We start from the raw sequence: 20,253 nt of genomic DNA, 5'->3' as shown, positions 1-20,253 counted from the left end.
CTTAGTTGAACGGGGGTAAAATAATGATTACAAACGAATCCATCATGGATGCAACGCTTTGTATGATGGCGAAACACGGCATTAAAGGCTCCACAACAAGACAATTAGCAGAAGCCGCTGGAATAAATGAAGCAACAATTTTTAAAAAATTTAAGAACAAAGATAATTTAATTCATATGACTCTTGAAGTGCAATTTGAAAGTATGAAAGCTGAAATCAATCAATTTTTTGATAAAGATTTTGAGAGTGCCAAAGTATTTTTACGTCAAGCAAGTCAGTTTATTTCGGATATTTATGAAAAATATCGTGATTTCATGGTGATTTCTGTTCGGGAAATGGGCAGTAAAGATATGGAGTTTATTGATCCGTCAATTGTTGAATATCTTTACGAGCGGGTTAATCAAAAAGTACAAGAAATGATTCCAAGTAAGAACTCATCACAAGAAGCAGATGCGATTTCTTTGATTTTAAATAGTGTTATTTTGCTTATTATGGTGGAAAAAGTACGCGATGATATTTATAAGCGCCCGCCAACGATTACAACAACCGCAGATTCATTAGCAGATGTTTTGTTAAAATTATTGAAATAAATCACGAAAAGTTAAATAAAAGTTAAGTATTTTACATTTTGTCTTGCGGGCTTAGATTTTCTATGTTAAACTCGTAGACGATTAGAGCGATAATAAATATGTAGTTTTGCCTGTTAGGTGAGGCTCCTATGCAAACACAGGCCACTGCCCAAAAATGTCCAAAGACGCCAATGGGTAGAACAGGGATTGTCGGATTAAGGCTTTCCATAATGTGGCTAAGAGTATTCTTTACGTTGCATAGTGCCAAAACTTTAGCGAGGGGAGTCTGTTTTAGTATGCGTATAAACTCAGAAGTCCTTGCCAAGGTTTTGGTAAGGACTTTTTTCATGTTTATTATGAAAATAATTATCTGGGAATTAAAATCTTTTTTTCAGATAATTAAGCTTAGATAAAATTCGAAAGGAGATGAAGGCAATGGACCACCATCAGGGAGAGGAAGTAGAAGAACCGGACTCGTATTATAGTAATCAAGCTGCAAGAGTGACTAACCTTCATCTCTGGCGCACATAAACGTTATTCTCAGCTTGCCTAGAAAGAATTGGAGGCAAGGAAAATGAAAAAACTACATGTAAAAAAGCAAGGTAACAATTTGCTCAAAGAGTCACAATTGGATAGAAATAAGATTTTAGAAAAATTAGGTGTAATGGAAACAGGACTAACGAACGTCGAAGTTACAGAAAGACTAGCAGAATTTGGTCCTAATCAAACAGTGGAAGAAAAGAAAGTGTCCAATTTACGGTTATTTATCCGAGCGTTTAATGATCCTTTTATCTATATTTTAATCATGTTAATGGTGATTTCATATTTAACAGATGATATGGAAGCGACAATAATTATGGCCTTAATGATCTTAGCTAGTGGAATTCTTGGATTTGTTCAAACGAGTAGAGCAGAGCGGGCTAGCTACGCGCTAAAAAATATAGTGAAAAATAAAGTGAACGTTATTCGAAACGATGAAATGATTGTAGTAGCACAAGATGAAATTGTGCCCGGAGATTTAATCGAAGTTTCAGCGGGGGATATTATTCCAGCAGATGCACGCGTTATTTCGGCAACGGATTTATTAATTAATCAGTCAGCACTTACAGGCGAATCAATTCCTTCTGAAAAATTTGTGGAAGACAAACGCGCTAATCCGGACCTTTTTGAACGGGAAAACTTATTATTTATGGGGACAGATGTGTTAAGTGGGCACGGCAAGGCGGTTGTTTTACGAACAGGAAGCGCGACATTTTTCGGCTCGTTGTCAATCGCAGCTACAGAACGTCGTGGCGACACTAGCTTTGATAAAGGCGTTAAGTCAATCTCGAAATTACTCTTTTATTTTATGGTCGTAATGGTTCCGATTGTATTTATGATTAACGGTCTTATGAAAGGCGAGTGGTTAGAAGCATTTCTTTATGCGGTAGCAATTGCGGTTGGGCTCACTCCTGAGATGCTACCGATGATTGTCAGCACGAACTTGGCAAAAGGCGCCATCAATATGTCGTCGAAAAAAGTAATTATGAAAGAACTTAGTGCAATTCAAAATATCGGCGCGATGGATATTTTATGTACGGATAAAACAGGCACGCTCACAGAAGATAAACTAGAACTTGTAAAATACATTGATAGTGCTGGTGAAACTTCTGAAAGTGTTCTAAATATGGCTTATTTAAACAGCTACTTCCAAACGGGCTGGAAAAACGTTTTAGATCATGCTGTTATTGCCAAATTGGATGAAAGTACTGCATCAGGATGGACAAAAGTTGGCGAAATTCCGTTTAATTTTGATCGGCGTCGTCTGAGTGTGGTAGTGGAAAATAATACAGAGACAAAGATGATTACAAAAGGCGCGGTAGAAGAAATGCTCACAGTATGCACTCATAAGGAATTTGGTGGCACAATTTCTACACTAACTGAATTAGAAAAGAGCGAACTTCAAGAAATGTGTGCAGAAATGAATCGCTCAGGAATTCGAGTAATTGCAGTAGCGTATAAAACTGGAAAGGCTGGTGAATCATTTACTAAAAAAGATGAAGAACAGATGATTATTGCGGGACTCCTAGGTTTCCGTGATCCAGTAAAAGCATCGACGAAAGAAGCCATTACACAGTTATTTAAAAACCAAATTAACGTGAAGGTTTTGACTGGAGATAACGAAATTGTTACGAAACGGATTTGTGAGGAAGTAGGTATACCAGCGAATGGATTTTTACTTGGCGGAGATATTGAAGACTTATCTGATGAAGAACTCACGCGCGAATTACGGAAATACCACATTTTTGCTAAATTAACCCCAATGCAAAAATCGCGTATCATTGATTTGCTGAAAAAAGCAGGACATACTGTTGGCTTCCTTGGAGACGGAATTAATGACGCGCCAGCACTTAGGAAAGCGGATGTTGGTATCTCTGTTGATACAGCAGCAGACATTACAAAAGATGCAAGCTCAGTAATTTTGCTGGAGAAAAGCTTAACAGTTTTAAATGATGCGGTTATGGAAGGGCGTAACGTATTTGGTAATATTTTAAAATACTTGAAAATGACAGCTAGTTCCAATTTTGGTAATGTGTTTAGTGTTTTGGTCGCAAGTGCATTTATTCCCTTTTTACCAATGCTATCTTTACATCTTTTGCTACAAAACTTGCTTTATGATTTCTCACAATTAACTCTCCCTTGGGATAAAATGGATCGGTCGTTTTTGAAAAAACCGCATCAATGGGAACAAAAAGGAATGTTGCGCTTTATTCTATGTATTGGCCCAGTAAGTTCGATCTTTGATATTGCGACGTTTCTAATTATGTGGTTTGTATTTAGTGCAAACACGGTAGCAGAGCAAGCTTTATTCCACAGTGGTTGGTTTGTTGTCGGCTTACTCACTCAAACTCTAGTTGTGCACATGATTCGGACAGAGAAAATACCTTTCATTCAAAGTCGGGCAGCTGCTCCGGTAATGATTGCGACACTTATTGTGATGGCATTAGGTATTGTGATTCCGTTTACCGGATTTGGTCACAGTATAGGTTTTGTGAGCTTGCCAGGTAGTTATTTCCCATGGTTAATCCTTATTCTTGTTGGTTATATGGCTACGATGCAACTAGTGAAAACTCTTTACATTCGGAAATTCCGGGAGTGGATTTAAATGCGTGCGGGTCGATTGCTCTTTGTAACGTATTTGCTTCTGGCAGTATGGAGTTTGCTACTTGTTTATAGTACGAGTTATGGGGTTGCAATCATGCGTTACAAAGTGGATCCTAGTTATTTCTTTAATAGGCAGCTACTCTTCTATGGTCTTGGTCTTTTAGGCTTACTAGTGTGCTCGCGTATAAATGTGAAATTATTTTATCAGCGGGTGACGTTGCGTATTCTTTCTTTGGGTCTTCTAGCTTTATTAGTGTTAGTGCTTATAACTGGTAATGCGGCTAATAATGCCCAAAGATGGCTGTCTATTTTCGGAGTGACATTCCAGCCTACTGAAACTGTCAAATTGCTATTAATACTTGTGATTGCGACTGTTTTCTTGCGGAAAGGTTGCGGGGTGCGAGTACAACATTGGGTGCTAGGCTTTTTGTTTCTTACTATAGCATTAGTCTTCTTACAGCCGGATCTCGGTACGGCTGTAATTTTAGGTGTTATTGGGGTCGCTTTGTTTTTAACGAGCGGAGTTGGCCTCTCACGCCTCGTCCGGGTATTTATCTGGGCTTTTGGTCTGTTAATCCTTGTAGCAACACTGATTTATTTCTTTCATCCTGATTTTTTTAGCACTGCAAAATTGGGCAGATTTGCTTTTTTAGATCCTTTTAACCTTGAAAACTTAGATGCTTCTTATCAACTTAGAAATGGCTACTATGCGATTGGAAGTGGAGGGATATTTGGGACTGGATTAGGAGGTAGCATCCAGAAATTAGGTTATTTGCCGGAGCCGCATACGGATTTTATTATGACGGTTATTGCGGAAGAGCTTGGTGTTTTTGGTGTTATTTGGACGATTTTTTTGTTAATGTTACTCAGTTTTACCGCACTTTATATTGCTGTTTGTAGTCATTTTATTTTCGATTCGATGGTATGTATTGGAGTTGCCGCTTGGATTTCGGTGCAGATGTTTTTGAATCTTGGAGGAGTGAGTGGGATTATTCCGCTTACTGGAGTTCCACTGCCGTTTATTAGTTACGGGGGTAGTTCGGTAGTCATGCTTTCGTGCGCAGTTGGGTTTGTAATGGCTGCTGCAAGGCGGAATTTACTAGCTAAATCTAGAGAGGTCGTGTATTTATGAAGCGGGATATTCAATATAATCGAATTATTTTATCGGTGTTCTTATTGTCGTTAGTGAGTTGTGTAGCGATTTATTTTGCTCAGAAGACAAACCAATATGATACCAATTTTTTAGGAATGCAGTTGGTGTTTTTGGTAATTGGGGCACTTACATGTTTTGGTGTTTCGCGCCTGCCGGTAGAGTTTTTGCGACATCATGCGATTTGGCTTTACGTCATTATGGTGATTACACTACTTGGAATACTCATACCAAACCCTCTAGTCCAAAATATAAACGGGGCAACGCGGTGGTATCGCTTCGCTGGATTGTCTTTCCAACCATCTGAAGTTGTCAAATCGATTTTTATTTTTGTATTGGCACATTTTGCTGTAAAATATCAAGCGCAGAAATGGAAACAGTTAGGCATTTTAGCGGCGCTTACTGGGGTTGTTTTGCTATTAATTATGAAACAGCCAGATCTTGGTACGACAATTGTTTACGGAGTTACGGCACTTGCGATTATTTTGCTCGCTATAAAATCAACTAAATTGATGGTGGGTATTATAACTCTAATTTTAACTACAGTGACGGTTGGAATGTATGTAGTCGTTTATCATATTAGTTTACTGGAAAAAATCGGCTTTCATGCGTATCAATTTGCGCGGATTCAGACGTGGCTTGACCCTACTACTGATCCAGATGCGGTCTATCAACTTAATTTATCGATGAAGGCTGTTGGTTCGGGGATGATGACTGGTAGTTCTGGTACAAACGCTTATATTCCTGAAAGTCATACGGATATGATCTTTAGTACGATTGGTCATCAATTTGGCTTTGTTGGTGTCAGTTTGTTGTTAATTTTATTTATGTTACTTATTCATCAATTAATTATGGCAGCTCTTTTGATGAAGAATACTTTTTCTTCGCTAGTTTTAGCGGGTTTTGCTGTAAGTTTTGCGTTTAATATTTTTGAAAATATTGGTATGACAGTCGGACTTATGCCACTTACTGGGATTCCACTTCCTTTTATTAGTTATGGTGGGAGCGCGGTGCTTGGTAATTTCATTGCAATAGGCGTTGTATTAGCGATTATTCGGTCAGACGCCGATTTAGTAGAATAAAAAAACAGCTGTTTGAACTATCCCCTAAAAACATTAATTTTAGGGGAGGTCCAGACAATGTTGACGAAGGACTTTTTGCTTGGATAGAGAATACTGTAATTATATGATACAATTCTTGTGAAATAGAAAACAAACTCAGTGAGTGGAAATTAAATAATGGGAGGCAGAAGTATGTCTTGGATAACGCCGTACGTTCCAATTATAATAGAAGCTGTTTTAGTTATTGGTATTGTTTTTATAGGATTTAAGCTTTATAAAAAGTTTGGATTATCAAAGAAATAACATGAATAAAAAAGACCCCTAAAATTAGTTCTGAAAATCTAATTCTAGGGATCTTTTTTCATATTATTAAATAAAAAGCCACATAAAAATAGAGTGGAAAAAATCCACTCTATTAATAGTTTAACTTTAGGGGGTCAATACATATATGACAACCCTGTTTTTATTTATTCTTATAAAGGTCTACAATTTCTTTCGCTAAATCTTTGAAAGTGATTGCATTCATTAAGTGGTCTTGTGCGTGAACGAGTAGAAGGGAAACTTCTGTTTTTTCGCCACGTGCTTCACCTTGTATAAGTTTTGTTTGAGAATGATGCGCTTCAAGTAGTGCTTGTTCTGCTTGGGCGATTTGTTCGTCTGCTTGAGCGAAATCCCCTTTTTTAGCGGAATCAATGGCTAACATAGCATCGCTTTTAGCGTTACCACCGAACACGATCAAGCTCATAATAGTTTGCTCTAAATCCATCTGTAAACACGTCCTTAAAGTTTTGGTTTTTAAAAATTATTCAGCAGTAACGCCTTCAGCAGCAAGTGCTTCTTTTTCACGACGTAGCTCTTGAATTTGAGCAATTTTCGCGAATGGAAGGAAGATTAGGATAGATAGACCTAAGTTTACAGCTGCAAGTACGCCACCTGCGATACTTTGTGTTGCAAGTGCTCCACCGATAATTGGTGGTGTAGTCCAAGGAGTTACGATAGTACAAGCTGGTACCCAACCAATAGCTGTTGCAAAGTAAGCTACAGTTACAAGTACAAGTGGTGCCAAGATGTACGGAATGAACATAATTGGATTCAAGACGATTGGAAGACCAAACATCATTGGTTCGTTAATGTTGAAAATACCTGGCGCTGCAGACAATTTAGAAACTGTCATGTACGCTTTATGTTTACGAGCTACGATAAAGATAGCAATGATTAAACCGATAGTTGCCCCAGTTCCGCCTAAGTTAACGAAAGAGTCAAAGAAAGGTTTGTTAACGATGTAAGGAAGTTCTTTACCAGCTTCTAGTGCTTTTACGTTAGCTTCGATAGCTGGGATGTTGATTGTTTGCATGAACGGGTCGATAATGTTCGCACCGTGTAAACCAAAGAACCAAAGGAAAGCAGAAACAAATGCCAATAATAAAGCTGCTGGCAAGGAGTTTGCAAGACCCATGAACGGTTCTTGTACTAATTCGTAGAAAGAAATTACTAAGTTAGTCACACCAGCTGCTTGGAAGAACGCAGTGATAAGACCAAAGATAGAAACAGTGATCATTGCAGGGAATAAAGCTGCGAATGAACGAGAAACTGCCGGTGGAACACCATCAGGCATGTTGATAATTAATTTCGGGCTACCACTTAAACGAGTGAAGATTTCAGTGGAAAGAATTGCAATAATTAATGCTAAGAAAAGACCAGTTGATCCAAGACCACCAGTGTTTGCAACGCCGTCTGCACCTGGAGCAATTGCGCCAATTGTGAAGAAAGTTGCTACAGAAACTACTGCGGAAGAAAGTGGATCTTTGTCATAAGATTTAGCTAAGTTGTAAGCTACAGTGAAAGCGATAAGTAGTGCTAAGATAGCAAAAGTACCGTTCCAAACGTTTCCGCCGAATGCTTGCCAAGTTCCTTCACCAAATAAGTTATTCATGAACTTTTGGTAAGCTGGAATTGGGAAGTTGTTAATTAAAACGGCGAAAGACCCTAGAATCATAAGTGGCATAGTTGTAATGAAACCATCACGAATTGCTACTAAATGACGTTGTCCACCAATTTTGGCAGCGTAGGGAATGAAATATTTCTCCATAAATGCGATAAAACCATTCATTTTTTATTCTCCTTTTTTGAGGGATAAAGTAATAGCCGAGTTAAGACGAATACATAATTTCTAAAACATGGCGTTATTACTATACCTCTTTAGTTTTTTATAATTTTCAGCTAGCTAGCTGTAATTACCCTCTTTTTACTTCATTAACTCTAATGCTTGTTCTAAAACTTTGTCGCCTTTCATCATTCCGTAATCAACACTGTTAATAACAGCTAATGGAATACCTTTTGGCTCTAATTTTTTCTTCATGTTTCCTTCTAAGAAACGTACTTGTGGTCCAAGTAATAAAACATCGATTTCGTCTAAATGGTTAGCTGCTTCTGCTTCTGCAACGGCGAAGATTTTTGCTTCAAGGCCTTTTTCTGCAGCTGCTTTTTCCATTTTTGTAACTAGTAAGCTGGTAGACATACCTGCTGAACATACTAACATGATTGTTTTCATGATTATTTCCTCCTCTAGATAATTCTCTTAACACTTATTATATATGCAAGTACCGTGCCAACTTTAAATGTGGCTATAAAAGGGTTTTCATTTTGTTTTTTGCTTACACATTGGCTTTTTTTGTGTGTAAATTTTACACACATAGAGATATTAACGGAATCTTTATGCGGAGCTTTAGAATCTTAACACTGTCTTTATGCGTTTGTTGGTAGGATTAGTGGTGGAAAGAGTACGGTGAAGGGGTGAACGGAAAATGGGTGTTGTTCTAGTAATTGCTGGAATAATCGGTTTAGGTTTGTTGGTATATTTATTTTATGTGTTATTTAGAGGTGAGGACTTATGAAGTATATCGTGATGCAAGATGCGTTTTTTGTTGTATTGTTATTAGTTTTGGCGGTGCCTCTTGGAATTTATATGTATAAGGTGATGATTGGGGAAAAGGTATTTTTGTCACGAGTGCTTGAGCCGGTTGAGCGGTTTGGTTATCGATTGATGGGTGTGAGTGAGGTTGGCATGTCGGCGAAGCGTTATGCAGTATCCGTACTTGCTTTTAGTGCAGTTGGCTTTGTATTTGTAATGGCGGTGTTGATGCTACAAGGCTTTTTACCGCTCAACCCGGAAGGTATGAAAGGACTTAGTTTTAGTCTTGCATTTAATACGGCGGCGAGTTTTGTGTCGAATACGAACTGGCAAGCTTATTCTGGTGAGGCGGCGTTATCTTATTTTTCGCAGTCGATTGGTTTAACGGTGCAGAACTTTGTTTCGGCAGCGACAGGGATTGCAGTATTATTTGCGGTAATTCGTGGCTTTATATGGAAGAAACAGAAAACGATAGGAAATTTTTGGCAAGATTTATTTCGAGTGACGCTATATATTCTATTACCACTTTCGCTTATTTTGGCGCTTCTTTTAGTATCGCAAGGAGTGGTGCAGTCATTTGCTGATTATTCGGTTGTGGAGACGCTTGAAAATGGAGCAAAACAATTGATTCCGCTTGGTCCAGCTGCAAGTCAAATTGCGATTAAACAACTGGGAACGAATGGTGGAGGCTTTTTCGGGGCAAATTCGGCGTTTCCGTTTGAAAACCCATCTAGTTTTACTAATTTAATAGAAATGTTGGCGATTTTACTTATCCCAGTGGCGCTTGTTGTGATGTTTGGGCGTGCGGTGAAGGATAGTAAGCAAGGACGCGCGATTATGACAGCGATGATGATTGTTTTTGTTATTGGTGTTGTTGCGATAACTATCTCCGAACAATTTGCAGGTCCACATTATCAAGGTGTTGCGACTTCTGGCAGTATGGAAGGAAAAGAGGTTCGTTTTGGTGTTGGCGGTTCGTCGCTTTTTGCAGCTTCCACGACGGCAGCCTCGAATGGAGCGGTGAACGCAATGCACGACAGTTTGACTCCGCTCGGTGGGCTGGTCCCAATGTTCTTTATGCAACTCGGGGAGGTTATTTTTGGCGGTGTTGGTAGCGGGCTTTATGGCATGATTGGTTTTATTATTTTGACGGTGTTTATTGCGGGGCTTTTGGTTGGGCGGACGCCGGAATATTTAGGGAAGAAAATTGAACCTTATGATATGAAAATGGTTTGTTTGCTTATTTTGGTTCCGCCGCTGTTGACTTTGTTTGGAACTGCGGTTGCGGTGATGATGCCAAGTGTGCAAGCTTCTGTTTCGGCGAGTGGGGCGCACGGTTTTTCCGAGGTCCTCTATGCATTTACTTCGATGGGAAATAATAATGGTAGTGCTTTTGCTGGATTTGCGGCGGACACGACGTTTACAAATATGGTTGGCGCAGTAATGATGTTACTTGCTCGTTTTATTCCACTTGTTGCGGCGCTTTATTTAGCGCAAAATATGGCTGGAAAGAGTTCGGTTGCAGCGAGCAGCGGGACGTTATCGACGAAAAATGGCATGTTTATTGGTCTTTTAATTGGTGTTGTGGTACTTGTTGGCGCACTTAGTTTCTTGCCAGCACTTGCGCTTGGACCGATTGCGGACTTCTTTACAACTTTCAAATGAGGTGAATGGAAATGATGGAAAAAGGTATTTGGAAAGATGCGCTGATTCAGTCGACGAAAAAACTGTCTCCAAAACTGCAAGTGAAAAATCCGGTGATGTTGCTTGTTTATGTTGGTGCGATTTTGGCAACGAGCCTTTATTTTCTCGGTTTCTTCGGGATTTCAGATGAGAAGTCTGGTTATACGCTAGCAATTGCGCTGATTTTATGGTTTACAGTGTTATTTGCGAATTTTGCAGAGGCGATTGCGGAAGGTCGCGGTCGAGCACAGGCGGATAGTTTGAAAATGGCTCGAAAAGACGTTTTAGCTCGAAAATTGAAGAATATTGATGATAAAACTGATGTGATCGAAATTGCTTCGAATGACTTGAAAAAAGGCGACATTGTGTATGTCCTTGCGAATGAACAAATCCCGATGGATGGCGAGGTTATTGAAGGTGCGGCTTCAGTTGATGAAAGTGCGATAACTGGGGAGTCTGCACCCGTAATTCGAGAGTCTGGCGGGGATAGAAGTGCTGTGACGGGTGGAACTACGCTTGTTTCTGACTGGCTTGTTGTTCGTGTGACGGCGGTCTCTGGAGAAAGTTTCTTAGATAAAATGATTGCAATGGTGGAAGGAGCTTCACGGAAAAAGACGCCGAATGAGATTGCGCTACAAATTTTGCTTGTAACGCTTTCGATTATTTTTTTGGCAGTTTCAGCGACGCTTTTACCATTTACTGAATTTGCGAGTAAGCAGGCGGGTGCTGGATCGGCAATTTCGATTACGAATGTGATTGCTTTGCTTGTTTGTTTGGCGCCAACTACGATTGGTGCACTACTTTCGTCGATTGGAATTGCAGGGATGAGTCGGTTAAATCAAGCGAATGTTTTAGCGATGAGTGGTCGTGCGATTGAGGCAGCTGGTGATGTGGATGTGCTTTTGCTCGATAAAACTGGGACGATTACACTGGGAAACCGCAAAGCAAGCGAATTTTTGCCAGTGGATGGTGTGACGGAACAAGAGCTGGCAGATGCGGCGCAACTTTCTTCGATTGCGGACGAAACAGCGGAGGGCAGGAGTATTGTTGTATTAGCGAAAGAACGGTTCGACATTCGCGGCCGAGATTTTGCTGAAATGCACGCAGAATTTGTTCCCTTCACTGCAACAACCCGAATGAGCGGAATTGACTATCAAGAAAATACGATTCGAAAAGGTGCGGCGGATGCGGTTCGTGCTTACGTAACGGCGAATGGCGGGACGTACCCAAAAGAGTGTGATGCAATTGTGAGCAAAGTTGCTGGTGCTGGTGGTACACCGCTTGTAGTAGTCCGAAATAACAAAGTGCTAGGCGTTATTTATTTAAAAGACATCGTGAAAAATGGAGTGAAAGAACGTTTCCTTGATTTACGAAAAATGGGTATTAAAACCATTATGATTACCGGTGATAACCCAATGACTGCGGCAGCCATTGCGGCGGAAGCAGGGGTCGATGATTTTCTAGCAGAAGCAACTCCAGAAGCAAAATTGGAATTAATTCGTGAATATCAACGGGAAGGTCATTTGGTTGCAATGACAGGTGATGGCACGAATGACGCACCAGCTCTTGCACAAGCGGATGTTGCTGTTGCGATGAATACAGGAACACAAGCGGCAAAAGAAGCTGGGAATATGGTTGATCTGGATTCTAGTCCTACTAAATTAATTGATATTGTGCGGATTGGCAAACAACTTTTAATGACGCGTGGTGCACTGACAACATTTAGTGTTGCTAATGATTTAGCGAAATACTTTGCGATTATTCCAGTGCTGTTTTACGGTATTTTCCCACAACTTGAAGCACTTAATTTAATGGGATTAACCAGCCCGACGAGCGCTATTTTATCCGCGATTATTTACAATGCGGTGATTATCATTATTTTAATTCCGCTTTCTTTAAAAGGCGTGAAGTATCGTGAAATGCCGGCCGGGAAATTACTGAGCAGAAATATGTTGATTTATGGTCTGGGTGGTTTGATTGCTCCATTTATCGCGATTAAATTGATTGATATGCTGTTAACTGTTTTAGGAATCGTTTAAGAGGGGGAGAAAACATGAAAAGATTTATGCAAATTTGGAAGCCGGCAGTAGTTGGATTTCTACTTTTGACATTGATGTGTGGTGTGGTTTATCCGGGTATTGTCACTATTTTTGCAAGTGCAGCTTTCCACGACAAAGCAAATGGCAGTATAATAGAAGAAAAACGAGCAGATGGTACGACCGGAAAAGTTGGTTCTGCTGAAATTGGCCAAACGTTTACTAAGCCTGAGTACTTGATTGGACGGGCAGCAAGTGACGGGGTGGCGACAAACTTAAACCCTACTAGCGAAGAACAAAAACAATTAGTAGAAAAACGAATTGCTTGGTGGCATAAACTAGATCCGACGAACAATCGAGTTATTCCAATGGATCTAGTAACAGCATCAGCAAGTGGCGTGGATCCGGATATTTCAGAGGCTGCTGCGGCATATCAAGTAGACCGAATTTCTAGAGAGCGAGGCATTTCCACCAAACAAGTCAAAGAAATTATCGCAGAACATACAAGTGACCGATTGTTAGGCTTTTGGGGTGAGCCAACTGTGAACGTCTTACAAGTGAATTTGGCATTAGATAGATTGAAAATGTAAGTTGGAGGCGAGTATATGGAAACGAATCGTCCAAGTCCGGATGCGCTGCTGGTGAATTTGCAAGAAGAGGCAGATTCATCCGTGGGTAAATTAAAAATATATTTTGGCTTTGCGGCAGGTGTTGGGAAAACATATGCCATGTTAAGTGACGCCAAAGATCAATTAGCAGCAGGTGTGGATGTCGTGGCGGGTTATATTGAACCTCATGCTCGCGAGGAAACGCTGAGAATGTTAGAAGGAATCCCGATTATTCCACCAAAAGCAATTACTCACAAAAATATTGCGCTCAAAGAATTCGATTTGGACGAAGCGTTGAAACGGAAGCCGGAACTTATTTTGGTAGACGAACTCGCACATACGAACGCATCAGGTGTACGCAATAAGAAACGTTTCCAAGATGTGGAAGAATTGCTTCAAGCGGGAATTGATGTGTATACGACTGTCAATGTGCAACATATTGAAAGTTTAAACGATATTGTAGAAGGCATCACCAAAGTAGCTGTTCGCGAAACGATTCCTGACTATGTTTTTGATGAGGCGGACCGAGTTAAATTAATTGATATTGAACCCGATGAACTTCTAAAACGGTTAGAACAGGGTAAAATTTATCAACCGGCGCGCGCAAAAACAGCTATGCAGAACTTCTTCACTAGAGAAAACTTAAAACTCTTGCGTGAAATTGCGATGCGAAAAGCGGCCGACCGAATTAGTCACGAATACGATCAAACAGGTGTTTATCCAGAGAAACGGGCGAGTAGTAAATGGTTAGTCTGTATTGGAACGTCGCCTTCATCTGCAAAACTCATTCGCTGGACAGCGCGCACTGCCGAGGCTTTCCGCGCACCATGGACGGCCCTTTATATTGAAAATGAAGAAAATGATTATATGACCAAAGCAGAGAAAAAATGTTTACGGGAAACGATGGAACTCGCTGAACGGCTTGGCGCTGAAATTGTCACCCTCGCCGGACATGACATTGCAGAAACAGTAGCTGAGTATGCCCGGTTGACTGGTGTGACAAATATCGTTGTCGGGAAATCGCGTCGCCGCATGGGTTTAAGGTCTTTATTTGAAGATGATTTTGAGGATCGTCTCATTACGCACCTTGATAACGTTGATATGCATATTATCCCCTCGAGCCAACCAAAAACGAAAAAGCGTCGAATGAAAATGCGTTTTAAAAGTTTTTTAACCTGGCATGACATGGCGAAAATGATTTTACTTCTAACATTGGCAACGGCGATTTGTGTCGGTTTAAGTGAATTTGGCATCGGTGATCAAAATGTTATTATGGTATATATTTTATCCGTGTTAATTATTTCTCGCGTAACAAGCGGCTATGTTTATGGCGTTATGGGTTCTATCATTGGTGTTATGTTATTTAATTTCTTTTTCACGACACCACTTTATACGTTTAATACAATTCAAGCGGGCTATCCGGTGACGTTCGGAATTATGCTTTTAGTCGCTCTTATTACGAGTGCGCTAACTGTCCGAATTAAAACCCAAGCTAGCCTGGCCGTTGAGCGAGAACGTCGAACCGAAGTGCTTTATGAAATCAATAAACGGCTATTAGTCACCCGTAATTTAAAAGGAATTATCGATTTAACCAACGAATATATTTTGCATTTATTTAGCCGTTCCGTTATTTTTTATTCTGCGGATCCTGCCAAAAGTAATAAAGGGATTTTCGTGCAAGCAGAAGGAAAAGAAGATGCGAGTGCGCTTCTTAGTGCGGATGAAGAAGCGGTTGCCCACTGGGTATTTAAAAATAAAAAGCGGGCGGGTGCTGGGACGGATACGTTAATGGGGGCATTTGGTTATTATATGCCAGTGATGTCACAGGGGAAAGTGCTTGGTGTTATTGGTGTTTCTTGCTCCCCAGAAGATGGTCCACTTACACAAGATAATCGGATCTTTTTACGAATGATTAGCTCTCAAGTGGCACTAGCTTTAGAACGGCAATATTTATCTGAAGAACAACGCCAAATCGTCATCGAATCAGCAAAAGAAAAAATGAGAAGCAATTTACTTCGGGCAATTTCGCATGATTTAAGAACACCGCTCACTGGCATTGTTGGAGCAAGTTCTGCCTTACTTGAAAAAGAAACTGAGCTAGATAAAGAAACGGAACATAATTTAATTAAAGGTATTAAAGATGACTCTGGCTGGCTCATTCGGATGGTTGAGAATTTGCTTTCTGTGACGAGAATTAGTGAAGGGTTAGTGAGTTTGGAACGAGCTCCAGAAGCCGTAGAAGAAATTGTAGGTGAGGCTGTCGGTCGAATCAAAAAACGTTTCGCGGACCGAACAATCCATGTCAAAGTACCGCGCGACCTTCTTATGGTTCCGATGGATGGCACGTTAATTGAGCAAGTCCTTATTAATTTAATGGAAAATGCGCTACGTCATGGTGGAACTGGTGCAGAAGTTTGGGTAGACGTGACGAAAACGAAGCAAAGTGCGATTTTTAGTGTTCGTGATAATGGAAAAGGGATTCCGGAAAAACGCTTGCCAGATTTATTTGATACTTTTGCTGTGGAAGCGAGAGAGCGTTCTGATATGTCACGCGGATTAGGACTTGGTTTATCGATTTGTATGTCGATTATTCGAGCGCATGACGGGACTTTAGAAGCGAAAAATAACAAACATGGCGGGGCGACATTCTGGTTCACTTTGCCACTAGACGGAGGAGATGGAAAATGAACAGCAAACGACTTGTGCTAATTGTGGAAGATGAAGAGGGTATCAGTAATTTTATTTCAGCTGTTTTGACTGCGAGTGATTACTCGGTGATTAAAGCAGTGAATGGAAAAGAAGCGCTAGAGCAGACAGCAAGCCATTCGCCAGATGTTGTGCTACTCGACCTAGGTTTGCCCGATGTAGAAGGACTAGACGTGCTCCGTGATATTCGTGTTTGGTCAAAAGTGCCGATTATTGTTGTATCCGCGCGCGATCACGAACGAGAGAAAGTGACGGCACTTGACCTTGGTGCAGATGATTATATTACGAAACCATTCGGCACATCGGAACTACTGGCGCGGATTCGAACTGCCCTAAGACACATTCAACCAAGCAGCAAAGAAGCGCCAAATGATCATATTATTCGCATTCAAGACCTGTATATTGATGACGACCGCCGACTTGTCAAAATGGGCGATAAGGAAATTCATTTTACGCCAATTGAATATAAAATTTTGCTTCTATTAGCTCGCCACGCCGGAAAAGTCCTTACGCATGATTTTATTATTCGCGAAATTTGGGGACCTTATCCAAGTGAAAACCAAGCACTTCGGGTCAATATGAGTAATATCCGACGTAAAATTGAACAAAATCCGGCAGAACCTGCATACATTTTGACAGAAGTTGGGGTTGGATACCGGATGGCAGAAGAATAATAATATGTTATGATAAAAATAAACGCCAGGAGGAATTAATATGCATAAAACAATCCGTAGCGTAGACGTTTATTATGAAAAATATGGTGAAGGAATACCGATAATAATGATTCATGGTTTTGGTCCTGATTCGCAGCTGATGATTGGTTGCATGGAGCCGGTCTTTGATAAGGAAAGTCCATTTTCACGCATTTATGTGGATTTGCCTGGAATGGGAAAAACCGAGAATTACGATTCAATCCAAAATGCTGACCATGTACTCACCCTTTTACTAGAATTTATTGAAGCGGTAATTCCGGGAGAGCAATTCGTACTCGCCGGAGAATCGTATGGTGGTTATTTAGCCCGCGGAATCGCAGCGAAAATGCCAGATAGAGTACTTGGAGTCTTACTTATTTGCCCAGTCATCTATCCTGAAAAAGAAAGAAGAACGCTACCCGAACAAAAAGTCATGTACCAAGATGATACGTTTGTACGGTCGCTATCAAAAGAAGACCGAGCGTACTTTTCAAAAAGTGGCGTTATTTTAACAGCAAGAAACTGGAATCGTTTCTTGGCGGAAGTGATGGCGGGAATGATTAATGCAGATGGAGAATTTTTAGACCGATTATCTGCGAACTATGCGCTGAGCTTTGATCCAGACGAAAAAGCGCAATTCGATGTGCCGGCATTATTCTTATTTGGGCGTCAAGATGATCATGTGGGATACGCAGACGGGCTTACATTGCTTGAAAAATATCCACATGCGTCGATTGCTATCCTTGATTTTGCAGGACATAATTTACAAATCGAACAACCAAAAATATTTACAACAATGGTAGAGGATTTCTTGTTCCGCGTGAAACCAGAATAAGTTAACCTTTGTGACCACCAACCATTTCAGAACGTTTTAAGCCAGTCGCTCCATTTAATAAACTGCTTGCGTGCATGAGGGATTTAAACCCATAACGCGAACGGATTTTGTCGACCGTTATTTCTAATTGCTCATGATTTAAAGTTCGAGTAGCATCCTCAAATAAATTGAGCTGCAACCCTGTTTTCAAAGTAATCTTACCGCATGAAATAGCAATGGAGCGCACAGGTTCGCGTTCATCGTAACGTCTAAATAGTTGCAGGAAATAAGGAATAAGCGCATGACTACTACTAGTAGGAGGGATTTTAGCTTGATGGCTGAATCCTTTTTTTATGCTGTATTTACTGTAGCCGATACTTAGATGAATAACAGCAGTATCCACATGATTTTGGCGTAAACGCATTGCTACTTCCTCAACCATTTCGCGGATGACAATCTCTACTTCGGCCGGCACATGATAGTCTTTTTCAAGAATTTGGCTTTTTCCGTAGCTTTTACTAACTGGAACATATTTTTCATTTAAAAGACTATAATCGATGCCGTGAGCATGATAATAAAGTTGCTCTCCGACTACACCCATTGCGTTTTTTAACACTTGTGGCGGCGTTTGGCTTAGTTGATACATATTAAAGATTCCCATTTTTTGCAGGCGAACAGCAGTCCGACGCCCAATTCCGCACACATCATCCAAATGTCTGATTTTCCAAATGGTCTCGGGAACGTCTTCATAGCGCCATTCAGCAATGCCGTCATCCCGGTTTTTAGCCACATTATCGAGCGCGAGTTTGGCAAGAAGAGGGTTGTCGCCGATTCCAACTGTAACGTATAGCCGCAATTCTTCTAAAATATCACACTGGATTTTGCGAACAATTTCTTCCGTGCTACCGAATAACAAATGCGATCCGGTGATATCTAAAAAACATTCATCAATACTATAAACATGAATAAACTCAGCGGGAACATAACGTCTAAAAATGGCTTGAATCATCGCATTTACTTTTAGATAAAGTTTCATTCGTGGGGGTGCGATAATAATTCGTTTATCCCAGGTGGGCAGTTCATACATTCTTGAGCCGGTTTTGATGTGATGTTCTTGTTTCATTTTTGGAGTGGCAGCTAAAACAAGCCCGCCAGCCCGGTCGGCGTTACTCATTACTACTAAATATGCTTCAAGTGGATTCAGCCGACGTTTGACACATTCAACTGAGGCGAAAAAACGATTTAATATCGATGCACAAAATATCACGGCGCGGTGCACGGCTATAATCTTCTATTTGTACCATTTTTCGACACTCCTTTCTTCTACGTTTCGAATTGCAGAGAAGGAAAGCGGGACAGTCCCCTCAGAGTTTTTAATGTAAATGGTGTTGTTCTCCACGCCTGAAATACGACCAATAATATCATTTTCAGGAGCAGATTCTGGGTTTAATGGCTTTTTCTGGATAACAAGCGTAGACTGATGTGTCATCGCGCTAGCTAGCACACTTTCGATAAATTCTGTAGTCATAGCTTCTTTCCATACTAAAGTTGGTTCAGCGTCTTGCATTGCTTCTGTATGCTCGCTTAATAAAAAACCGCCCCATTTCTTCATGCCGCGATCTTGGTAGCTCATATGATGACACCTCCAATATTTTTAAATAATTAGCTGTTGCTTAAATATATTATACGAACAAACGTTCTTATTTACAATGTGTAAATATCCTCATTTATGCTAGCAAAACGGGAATAAATTACTATTTGTGAACTATTAATAAAGTGGACATAAAAAAAGACCAAGCCTGTAAAATTAGACTTGGTCGTTATTATTTTTTTAAGCCTGGCTATCTTCGTAAGCGGTGATTTGTCCTACACGATTTGCGTGTCGGCCACCTTCATACGCTGTTTCTAGCCAAATTTTGACAATGTCTTCTGCTAGCCCTGGGCCTATGACTCTCGCTCCAAGCGCAAGGACATTTGTATCATTATGTTCGCGCGTGGCGTGAGCGCTAAATGTATCGCCAACAAGCGCGCAACGAATGCCTTTTACTTTATTAGCTGCAATACTCATACCAATACCCGTACCACAAACTAAAATGCCGCGGTCAACTTCTTGGTTAACAACTTTTTCACTAACGGTAATCGCTAGTCCCGGATAATCCACTGATTCTGGCGCTTCGGGGCCAAATTCTTCATAACTAATTCCAACACTTTCAAGATAAGAAATAATACTTTTTCGTAATTCAATTCCGCCATGGTCTGAAGCAATGGCAACTTTACTAACTGTCATTTTTTCTCCTCCTGCCGTATAATCAATACCTTCATTATACATGAATTAGAGTTTTTCGACAGTCTTTCTGTTGCGCCAAGGTTTTGCGTGAACAATAATAACGTCGCAAGGTGCATGAGCGGCCGTATATTCAGACACACTACCAAGAATAAATTGCTCTGTTGCTGAAAGTCCAGTTGCGCCAACTAAAATTAAATCAGGCTCGAAATTCCGCGTTATTTTTTTATTGAAGGTAGTTTTTGGCGTACCAAAGTGAACAAAAGTTTCTACATGCGAGACACCAGCTTTTTCAGCTTCTTTTTTGTACATTTCAACTAATTCTTCTCCGTAAGCTTTGGCTTTTTTGGCATAGGTTTGTTCATAATCGATTAATGGTGCAATCCGGCGCACATCCGCGACAAAGCCAATACCAAGCGTAGCGCCATCCATTTTGGCAAATTGAACAGCTCGTCTTAGCGCGGCTTCCGCTTCATTTGATCCATCTACACCAACAAGAATCCGTTTGTAAGCAGACATTTTGTATCACCCTCTCAAAAGTTTTCCCCTTATTTACTTAATACCCATAAATAAAAGAAAGAAGCATGATTAAAGA

The 20,253-nt window shown here is 40.4% G+C and carries 18 protein-coding genes and 1 riboswitch; of the genes, 11 read left to right on the top strand and 7 right to left on the bottom strand.

Going from position 1 to position 20,253, the window contains the following annotated elements:
• The first annotated feature begins 23 nt into the window (after nt 1-23).
• The 4 genes from GL301_RS13615 (at nt 24) to GL301_RS13600 (ending at nt 5,945) form a co-directional block, all read left to right on the top strand.
• Nucleotides 24-590: a TetR/AcrR family transcriptional regulator gene (locus GL301_RS13615; protein WP_070008129.1), complete on the top strand. Its 567-nt coding sequence runs from the start codon at nt 24-26 to the stop codon at nt 588-590.
• A gap of 102 nt (nt 591-692) precedes the next feature.
• Nucleotides 693-859, top strand: a riboswitch (M-box (ykoK) riboswitch).
• Nucleotides 860-1,143: 284 nt separating this feature from the next.
• On the top strand, nt 1,144-3,714 hold the full coding sequence (gene mgtA / locus GL301_RS13610) for a magnesium-translocating P-type ATPase (protein WP_061108484.1): 2,571 nt from the start codon (nt 1,144-1,146) through the stop codon (nt 3,712-3,714).
• Entirely contained in the window at nt 3,715-4,845 is a 1,131-nt protein-coding gene (locus GL301_RS13605) for an FtsW/RodA/SpoVE family cell cycle protein (RefSeq protein WP_003734237.1), read from the top strand.
• Nucleotides 4,842-5,945 (top strand): FtsW/RodA/SpoVE family cell cycle protein, encoded by a 1,104-nt coding sequence (locus GL301_RS13600; RefSeq protein ID WP_003734238.1) that lies wholly within the window; start codon nt 4,842-4,844, stop codon nt 5,943-5,945. The genes GL301_RS13605 and GL301_RS13600 overlap by 4 nt, the downstream gene beginning before the upstream one ends.
• A gap of 442 nt (nt 5,946-6,387) precedes the next feature.
• Here the strand turns inward: GL301_RS13600 and GL301_RS13595 are convergent, their stop codons facing one another.
• The 3 genes from GL301_RS13595 to GL301_RS13585 form a co-directional block, all read right to left on the bottom strand.
• Nucleotides 6,388-6,690, bottom strand: a complete 303-nt coding sequence (locus tag GL301_RS13595) for a PTS sugar transporter subunit IIA (RefSeq protein WP_003722042.1) — start codon at nt 6,688-6,690, stop codon at nt 6,388-6,390.
• Nucleotides 6,691-6,726: 36 nt separating this feature from the next.
• Nucleotides 6,727-8,034, bottom strand: a complete 1,308-nt coding sequence (locus tag GL301_RS13590; RefSeq protein WP_003724990.1) for a PTS sugar transporter subunit IIC — start codon at nt 8,032-8,034, stop codon at nt 6,727-6,729.
• Nucleotides 8,035-8,169: 135 nt separating this feature from the next.
• Nucleotides 8,170-8,475: a PTS sugar transporter subunit IIB gene (locus GL301_RS13585; RefSeq protein WP_003722040.1), complete on the bottom strand. Its 306-nt coding sequence runs from the start codon at nt 8,473-8,475 to the stop codon at nt 8,170-8,172.
• Between the two features lie 253 nt (nt 8,476-8,728).
• Between GL301_RS13585 and GL301_RS13580 the strand changes: the two genes are divergently transcribed.
• From GL301_RS13580 to GL301_RS13550, 7 genes are read left to right on the top strand one after another with little or no spacing between them, the layout of a single operon-like run.
• Nucleotides 8,729-8,818 carry a potassium-transporting ATPase subunit F gene (locus tag GL301_RS13580; protein ID WP_015085182.1) on the top strand — a complete coding sequence of 30 codons (90 nt, stop codon included), beginning with the start codon at nt 8,729-8,731 and terminating at the stop codon, nt 8,816-8,818.
• Complete coding sequence (gene kdpA, locus GL301_RS13575) at nt 8,815-10,500, top strand: potassium-transporting ATPase subunit KdpA (RefSeq protein ID WP_003730765.1); 1,686 nt, start codon at nt 8,815-8,817, stop codon at nt 10,498-10,500. Before GL301_RS13580 ends, kdpA begins: the two co-directional genes overlap by 4 nt.
• Nucleotides 10,501-10,511: 11 nt before the next feature.
• Nucleotides 10,512-12,557: a potassium-transporting ATPase subunit KdpB gene (gene kdpB, locus GL301_RS13570; RefSeq protein WP_003727672.1), complete on the top strand. Its 2,046-nt coding sequence runs from the start codon at nt 10,512-10,514 to the stop codon at nt 12,555-12,557.
• Nucleotides 12,558-12,571: 14 nt separating this feature from the next.
• Nucleotides 12,572-13,144 (top strand): K(+)-transporting ATPase subunit C, encoded by a 573-nt coding sequence (gene kdpC / locus GL301_RS13565; RefSeq protein ID WP_003724987.1) that lies wholly within the window; start codon nt 12,572-12,574, stop codon nt 13,142-13,144.
• A gap of 15 nt (nt 13,145-13,159) precedes the next feature.
• Entirely contained in the window at nt 13,160-15,850 is a 2,691-nt protein-coding gene (locus GL301_RS13560) for a sensor histidine kinase (protein WP_003730767.1), read from the top strand.
• A complete protein-coding gene (locus GL301_RS13555) occupies nt 15,847-16,542 on the top strand; it encodes a response regulator (protein WP_003724985.1) in 696 nt (231 codons plus the stop codon). Before GL301_RS13560 ends, GL301_RS13555 begins: the two co-directional genes overlap by 4 nt.
• A 40-nt stretch (nt 16,543-16,582) precedes the next feature.
• Entirely contained in the window at nt 16,583-17,395 is an 813-nt protein-coding gene (locus tag GL301_RS13550; RefSeq protein ID WP_003724984.1) for an alpha/beta fold hydrolase, read from the top strand.
• Nucleotide 17,396: 1 nt separating this feature from the next.
• Here GL301_RS13550 and GL301_RS13545 read toward each other — a convergent pair whose 3' ends face one another.
• The 4 genes from GL301_RS13545 to GL301_RS13530 all read right to left on the bottom strand — a co-directional run bounded on the left by GL301_RS13545 (nt 17,397) and on the right by GL301_RS13530 (nt 20,177).
• The gene (locus GL301_RS13545) at nt 17,397-18,653 is read right to left on the bottom strand and encodes a Y-family DNA polymerase (protein ID WP_003724983.1); all 1,257 of its coding nucleotides are present in this window, start codon (nt 18,651-18,653) and stop codon (nt 17,397-17,399) included.
• A gap of 12 nt (nt 18,654-18,665) precedes the next feature.
• Nucleotides 18,666-19,007, bottom strand: coding sequence for a hypothetical protein (locus GL301_RS13540; RefSeq protein ID WP_003724982.1), 342 nt, complete (start codon nt 19,005-19,007; stop codon nt 18,666-18,668).
• 198 nt (nt 19,008-19,205) lie between these two features.
• Nucleotides 19,206-19,661 carry a ribose 5-phosphate isomerase B gene (rpiB, locus tag GL301_RS13535; RefSeq protein ID WP_003724981.1) on the bottom strand — a complete coding sequence of 152 codons (456 nt, stop codon included), beginning with the start codon at nt 19,659-19,661 and terminating at the stop codon, nt 19,206-19,208.
• 45 nt (nt 19,662-19,706) lie between these two features.
• Nucleotides 19,707-20,177 (bottom strand): universal stress protein, encoded by a 471-nt coding sequence (locus GL301_RS13530; protein ID WP_003724980.1) that lies wholly within the window; start codon nt 20,175-20,177, stop codon nt 19,707-19,709.
• Between the last annotated feature and the right edge of the window lie 76 nt (nt 20,178-20,253).

Source organism: Listeria sp. LM90SB2 (genome assembly GCF_028867355.1).
GTDB lineage: Bacteria > Bacillota > Bacilli > Lactobacillales > Listeriaceae > Listeria > Listeria monocytogenes_B.
This window is presented reverse-complemented; position numbering and strand designations above follow the sequence as displayed.